Origin of the sequence: Pseudolysinimonas sp., from assembly GCF_031389465.1 — a bacterium.
Taxonomy (GTDB): domain Bacteria; phylum Actinomycetota; class Actinomycetes; order Actinomycetales; family Microbacteriaceae; genus Pseudolysinimonas_A.
In genome coordinates, this window is sequence record NZ_JANMSQ010000033.1 from 21,595 (window position 1) to 28,710 (window position 7,116).

The following is a 7,116-nucleotide window of genomic DNA, read 5'->3' on the forward strand; positions in this document are numbered from 1 at the left end:
CTCACTCGCGGTGGAGGACGCGGCAATCCTGGTCTAGCTGACGACGAAGAACTGCTCGCCGATGTCGACTCGCGTGCCCCGTGCAACGAAATACCGCCGGCCCGGTTCGCAGCGTTTCGGCTCGGCGTCCGGCTGCCGCACCGTCGATCCGTTGGTCGAATAGCGATCGCTCACCCAGAACCGGCCGCCCTCTTGGCCGAACTCGAGATGCGTCTTCGAGACCGACTTGCCTGCGTCGAAGACCGTCACGAGCTGGTCGACGAACTCACCCGGCTGCGATGCCGGGTTGCGCCCGACCAGTCCGGCGCCCGACACCGTCACGCTCTCACCCGTGCTGAACTGCAACACGAATCGTTCATCAGCGAACGCCGGTGACACAATGCGGGTCGCCTCGAGGTCGACGGTGCTCAACCGCGGGCTCTGGCCCCATGGGAAGGGGTCAGGGGCCTTCCGGAGGGTCTTCGGCGGCCCGGCGACGGCCACGACAGGTTCCGGTTCGGGCTCTGGTACGGGTTCCGGCTCCGGTTCCGGTTCCGGTTCGGGCTCGAGTTCCAGCTCGAGGGGGGTCGCGACGATCGGGTCGATCTCGGTCGTGTCGCGCGGATCACCCACTGCGTCGGACGGGGCTGACAGATACGACGAGGTCAACACGAACCCGCACTCTCCGCAGAAGACGTCGTCCTCATCAATTGCCGCCTCGCACTGCGGGCAGGTGTACTCGCTGTCACCGGCGATCGACCGTACGACGGGCTCGGGGTCCGGCTCTGAGGAGAACACGATCGGCGGCAACGTCGGACGGCTCTTGGCCTTCGCCGGCGCCGATGTCGCCACGGCACGTCCGCACTCGCCACAAAAGGCCGCGTCCGCGGGGAGCGTGGTACCGCAGAATCTGCAGTTCATCGTTCCCCTCCTTCCCGCCGGAACAGACTCCGAACACTATAGGCACCGAGTGATCGTAGAGAGACCAGGGCGCGGATGCGCTGCCGACGGGTCAGTCCGAGATCGAGAGCTGCCCGCAGCTCGGCGACGGCTTCCCACACTCGGTCGGCGTCGGCCGGATCCGCCCGCTCCGGGGCGAACACGGCGCGATCGGCGACGGCCGCAAGCACCCGCGAGGGCAACCCGCCCGCGACGGCGGCGAGCTCGGAACGCGTGGCAGCGGGGGGTGTCGGGTAGCCGTGGTCGAGCACCGAGTCGGCGAACTCGTCCCAACCGCCGCTGATGCGCTGCACGATCTCGGGCGCCGTTCGCCGCAGCCGTCGGCGACGCACTTTCGCGGCGACGATCAGCAGGAAAGGCGCGAGCACCACGGCGACGATGAGGAGGCCGATGCCGACGACTCGAGCGACAGCGAGCAGCGCGGCGAGCAGCGGATCGAGTTGGTCGAGGTCATCCTGCGCGCTGTCGGGAGCCGTCTGGTCGGCCTGGGGCTCGGGCCGGTCGGGGGGCGGCGGCACGATCGACGGCGGCCGCGCGACCTGGTTCTCTTCCTCGGGCTCCTCTTCCGGAATCGGCCGATCCTCCGGCACGGGGTCGATCGCGACCCATCCGTATTGCGCGGTATGGAGCTCGATCCAGGCGGTGACATCCTCGCCGCGCACAATGCCGTCCTGCGGTACGAACCCGAACACGACCCGGGCGGGGAACCCGAGCTGGCGTGCCATGAGAGCGGCGGCGACCGCGTACTGCTCCGCGTCCCCGATCATCCGGGATTCCGTCGCCAATTCCGCGATCCGGTCTGCTCCGTGACCCGAGCGACTCGGTGGGTCGTCTTCTTCGAGGCCGTGGCTGATGTAGCCGTCGGTTTGCAACGCGTCGAGCATCGCGGCGAGTCGCTCCCCCGGCGCGGTCAACGTTCGCACCCGTTCCTCGAGGTACAGCGCGAGCTCCTCCGGAATCGCACCGAGTCGCGGAACTTCGGCATCACCGGGCGAGAGCTCGTCGAGCTCCGCGGCGGCCGGCTGGTCGGGCAGCACGGCGTCGATTCGGTAGCCGTCACCGGCGTCGAGACCGCCCAGCACCGCGGCGGTGTCGGTGGTCGCGTTGTAGTAGAACGCGTCGGTGAGACTGGCGGATCGGGAGCCGGTGAACGCGATCGACTCGAAAGCCCCGGCGCTCGGAACCCACACGCCGCGGTAGTCGACCACCTCGACGACGAGCGACACCGGCTCGCCCGTCAGATCACCCTGATCGACGGACTGGGGGATGCGCACGAACGTGCCTGAGGCGCCATCGACAGCGGAACTGCCGACCGCGTAGACCACGCCGTCGTAACTGTCGAGTGTTGCGACCCGGAGCCGCGCCCCCTCGGGGAGACCCGAGACCCTGAGCATCACGTCGTCGACCCGGTCGTCGCGCAGGTAGCGCCGGAAGCCAGCCAGCGGGCTCGGATAGTCGCGCGGGTCGAACGGCTGCTCGACGGCGGTGCGCAGCACGTCGCGCTCCCCCGTCACCGGTGCGAGAGTCGTTGCGCCGATCGACGCGGCCGACGCGATCGCCAGAATGAGCCCTCCCGCGACGACCGTTCGGACGCCGAGCGCCGCCCCGCCAGCCGTCTCGAGCGGGCGGCCATCGGCATCCGGCGTCGCCCTCGCGAGCGCGCGGATCGCAGTCCGTCGACGCCGCCAGCGGTGCACCACGAGAAAGACGAGGGAGGTAGCGAGCATCCCGAGCGCCAGGGGAACCGGCCAGGGCACTTCGTCGGGGCCGAACGCGATCGCGACCAGGAACGCGACGATGGGCGGGATCACCGCGAGTTCGGGGAAACGAGCCCGGACGGCGATTGTGACCGACGTGAGGGTCGCCGCATAGAGCAGCAGGAAGGCCGGCACGAGCAGCGCCTGGTAGTCGCCGACCGGCAGGGTGATCGTGAGCAATTGCTTCCAGCCGTAGGAGACGCCCGAGAGCAGGTCGAGGATGCCCCCCCAGCTGGGCAGGATGCCGGCGATCGCGCGACCGGGTACGGCGAGCGGCACGCCAATCACCACAAAGACTGCAGCCGCAACCAGGAGCACCGCGAACGACGGCCAGCGGAACCGTGCCCCGAGGAGCGCCACCACGGTGCCGGCGACGACCGCACCCACGACCACCGCGAGATACCAGATGTCGCGGTAGACCGGCCAGAAGGCGGCGGCAGCGACTCCGATCACGATCCAGAGGAGTGCAACGTCGGCGACGATCGACGCGCCACTACGGGCGGGTCTCATGCGACCGCCGCCGACCGGGCGAGGGCGATCCGCAGATCCTCGAGGTAGCCGATCGTCAACACACTGAGCTCGGCGACCCGACGGAATCCGGGAACCGCGTCCGGGTCGCAGACGATCGCGACGACCGCGACGTCGATGGGAAACGAGTGGGAGGCGGCGCGCAGCTCGCCGGGCGTGACGAGCGAACCACAGACGAGGAACGCGACCGAGATGCCGACGTTGTCGTCGGCAGCGATGCGGCCGACATCGCGGATTCCCAGAGCCGCAGACGCCGCCTCGACCACGGCGAGATCATCGAGCAGCCGGGTCGGCACATGGGTCGCCAGCGAACGGACGGCGTAGGTCTTGCGCTTGGCGAACTCGGGGGTGACGGTGCTCACCACGACCGACACGGTACGGCCGTCGCGGATGGCGCGGACTCCGAGCGACCCTGCGACGCTCACCGCGAGCTCGAACTCCTCCTCGGTCGCGTAGTCCGATGTCGCGAGAGACAGGGCGACGACGAGGTGGCTGCGCCGAGTCTGCTCGAACTGGCGCACCATGTAGGTGCCGGTCTTCGCGGTCGACTTCCAATGGATGTACCGACGCTCGTCGCCGACCTGGTACTCCCGCAACGCGTGGAAGGCAACGTCGCTCGAGGTGAGGTCTCGGGTCGGCGAGCCCTCGAGGTCGCGGATGAGCCCCGTGCTCGTCGACGGCACGCCGACCGTGCGCGGATGCACGACAAGATCCTCAGACTCGGTCCAGATCAGCTCGCGACGCACCAGTCCGATCGGGTCGGCGCGCACGGTGCGGACCGGGCCTACGGGGATGACCCCGCGCCGCAAGGTGGGGATCGCGAACTCGTTGGTGAACGAGGCTCCGGGCTTGAGGCTCGGCATTGCGAGCTCGGCGAGCCCGACGCCGACCGGAATCTCGGCGGTGACCCCGAGTACCCGTCGCCCCGTCGGGTTGTGCAACGTCACCGCGCCGCGAGCCGGATCGCCGACCACCACGCGTCGGTGGGCCAGGGTGAGACTCACCTTGAACGGCGACCGGCCGATGAGGTAGAGCACCGCGATGACCGCCAGCACCACGCCCGCCCACCCGACGACCACGAGTTCGACCCAGCCGAGTGCGTACCCGAACCCGAAGCCTGCGGGGATGATGGCGAGCAGAACCCAGCCGAGCGGAGTGACGACGGCGGCGACCCGCGCCCCCACGCGGCCGAGCGCGGCGCCGGCAAGCGCGAAGAACCGCACGACGGCGACGACGAAATCGGCGAGCGCTCCGGTGCGCGTCCCGACGATGCGGGTGCGCATGTTGGTGAGCCCGGCGTTGCCGACGGCGGGGTGCGGCTCGGCTCGGGTGGCCGTCGTGATGCGGGGACCGCGACCCGACCGAGTGGGGCGGCCCTGCTCGGGAGGCGGTGCGCTCACACGGCCTGCCGGTCGCTCGGCGGCGAGGTCTCGAGGAGCAACTGGCCGATGATGCCCGACGTCGTGACGCCGTCGAACTCCGCCTCCGGATCAAGCAGCAGGCGGTGGGCGAGCACGGGCTGGGCGAGCGACTTCACGTCGTCCGGGATGACGTAGTGCCGACCGCTCGCTGCGGCGAGGGTCTTCGCGCTGCGGATGAGGGCGAGCGCACCACGGACACTCGCACCGAGACGCACCTCGGTCGCCGTGCGGGTCGCCTCGACGAGCCGGGACACGTAGTCATTGACGCTGGGGTCGACGTGAACGTGGCGGGCCTGTTCAGCCATCTCAAGCACGGCGTCGGCGGTCACGATCGGCTGAAGCACGAGCTCGTGCGCCTTGACGTCGGAGCCTTCGAGAATCCGCAGCGTCGACGCATGGTCGGGATAGCCGATCGATGCCTTGAGCAGGAAGCGGTCGAGCTGCGCCTCCGGCAGCCGATAGGTGCCGGCCTGCTCGATCGGGTTCTGGGTCGCGATCACCATGAACGGACGCCCCGCCTCGTGAGTCTCGCCGTCGACCGTGACGTGCCCTTCCTCCATGACTTCGAGCAGCGCGGCCTGGGTCTTCGGGGAGGCGCGGTTGATTTCGTCGGCAAGCACCACGTTCGCAAACACCGGACCCCGGTGGAACTCGAACAGGCCGCGCTTCTGGTCGTAGACGCTGACCCCGGTGATGTCACCCGGGAGCAGGTCCGGAGTGAACTGGATGCGGTTGCTCGTGCCGGCGACACTCTGCGCGATCGCGCGGGCCATCGAGGTCTTGCCGGTGCCCGGGAAGTCCTCGAGTAACAGGTGACCTTCACTGAACATCGCCACCAAGCCGAGGCGGATGACGAAGGTCTTGCCCAGGAGCACCTGCTCGACGTTGGCCACGATGCGGCCGAAGGTCTCTTGGAATGCGGAGGCCTGCTCGGGGGTCATGCTCATGGTGGTCCTTCCAGGGACAAGGGTGCTCAGTACTCGAGCGAAGAGTAGCTTCGAACATAGGTCTCCCCGCCATTGGCGGTGATCCGCACGCGCAGATCCCGCCCGACGGGGCCCGTCTCGCACTCGCCGGTGACCGGCATCGGCGTGGTCCAGCCCGCCTCACTGTTGCCCGAGTCGCATCGGAAAGCGATCGACTCATACGCGGTGGAGGCAGGGATCGAGGTCCAGCTCCACGCGCCGCTCAACAGCGCAGCGTCGAAGTCGAGCCCACCCGGGGTCGAGTTGTGCACCGGCACTCCGAGAGCGAAGTCGCCGGACCAGTCGGCGCTGCACAGGGTCGCCTCGGGGTAGGCGCGGCAGGCCTTCACCTGCGCGGTGACCGAATTGCCGTACTGGGTGCCTCCCGCGGTCAAGAAGCTGCCGAGCGGCACGACACCGCTCTCGCTGCCTTCGGCCCCGGAGGTGAACCGGTACATGAACAGATCGGCATCGGTCGAACCACTCGCGATTCCGTAGCCGGTCAGGCGCGCGTCGTAGAACTCGTCGTCGTCGCCGTTCTCGTCGATCTCGTGCGAAATCGAGGTGACCTGGCCGGGCGCGGCGCGCGGCGTCACCTGCACGGGGACCGCGGGGGTGCAGCCCTGCCCGTTGTAGGCGAAAACCCAGATCGTGTACGGCTGGTTGGCCGACAGCCCGCCGAACGCGGTACTCGTCGTGCCCGCGCCGAGGTGTTGGCTCCCGCCGGGCGGCGACACGCTCGGGGAGCCGTTCTCGACGCCGCTGACGGTGCACGCGGGGTCTGGCCCGCCCGCCTCGATGAGCGCGTAATACTTCAGGATGGGCGCGCCATTGGCGCCGAAGACGTCGGACCACGACGCGTTGGCGGTCGAGCCGTCCGTGAGCGACGCCGACGCCGAAACGGTCGGACCGACCAGGACCGGGGGTCCTGCAGGGATTCCGACCCCGCTTGCCTGGTTCCAGGTCGCGAGCGAGTTCGGCGCGCTGTTGCGGGCGCTCACCGAGTAGCCGACCGCGCTGCCGTTGGCAATCGACACCGAGGTGAGGTTGGCGGAATAGAACGTGCCGACCGGATCACCAGGATTCACGTCGACAACCTGAATGGCATCCCCGACGGTCACGACATACTGTTCGATCGCGCTTCCCCCGGTGTCCGCAGGCTTCTTCCAGGTGACGCGCAGTCCCTGGTCGAGCGGCGTGGAGGAGAGGCTCGAGGGCGGGGGCGGGATGATGTCCGACCAGATCGTGCCGGCGAGCGACGCGCCGGCCGACGGCCCGATCGCGTTGACGGCGACCACGGAGAGTCTCACCGCGTTTCCGGGGCCGTTCCCCGGCGTCGTCAGGGCGCAGTTGACCGTCGCGGCACACGAAGTCACGGAGAGCACTTCATCGGTCGCCACCGAGACCATCGTGACCTCGTAGTGGTCGATGGGTGAGTTGTTGAACGATCCGGGCACCCACGACAGTTTGAGCAGCCGGTCGCCGAACTCGGAGACCTCGACTCCC

Annotated in this window: 5 protein-coding genes; all 5 read right to left on the reverse strand. The window is 69.1% G+C overall.

Features of this window, described 5'->3' with window-relative positions:
• Positions 1-33 precede the first annotated feature (33 nt).
• Positions 34-900 carry a double zinc ribbon domain-containing protein gene (locus RMO30_RS01325; protein WP_309708473.1) on the reverse strand — a complete coding sequence of 289 codons (867 nt, stop codon included), beginning with the start codon at positions 898-900 and terminating at the stop codon, positions 34-36.
• The gene (locus RMO30_RS01330) at positions 897-3,206 is read right to left on the reverse strand and encodes a transglutaminase domain-containing protein (protein WP_309708476.1); all 2,310 of its coding nucleotides are present in this window, start codon (positions 3,204-3,206) and stop codon (positions 897-899) included. The genes RMO30_RS01325 and RMO30_RS01330 overlap by 4 nt, the downstream gene beginning before the upstream one ends.
• Positions 3,203-4,624 carry a DUF58 domain-containing protein gene (locus RMO30_RS01335; protein ID WP_309708479.1) on the reverse strand — a complete coding sequence of 474 codons (1,422 nt, stop codon included), beginning with the start codon at positions 4,622-4,624 and terminating at the stop codon, positions 3,203-3,205. Before RMO30_RS01335 ends, RMO30_RS01330 begins: the two co-directional genes overlap by 4 nt.
• The gene (locus tag RMO30_RS01340; RefSeq protein WP_309708481.1) at positions 4,621-5,592 is read right to left on the reverse strand and encodes a MoxR family ATPase; all 972 of its coding nucleotides are present in this window, start codon (positions 5,590-5,592) and stop codon (positions 4,621-4,623) included. Before RMO30_RS01340 ends, RMO30_RS01335 begins: the two co-directional genes overlap by 4 nt.
• A gap of 26 nt (positions 5,593-5,618) precedes the next feature.
• A partial coding sequence (locus tag RMO30_RS01345) for a fibronectin type III domain-containing protein (protein WP_309708483.1) occupies positions 5,619-7,116 on the reverse strand: 1,498 nt, incomplete at its 5' end.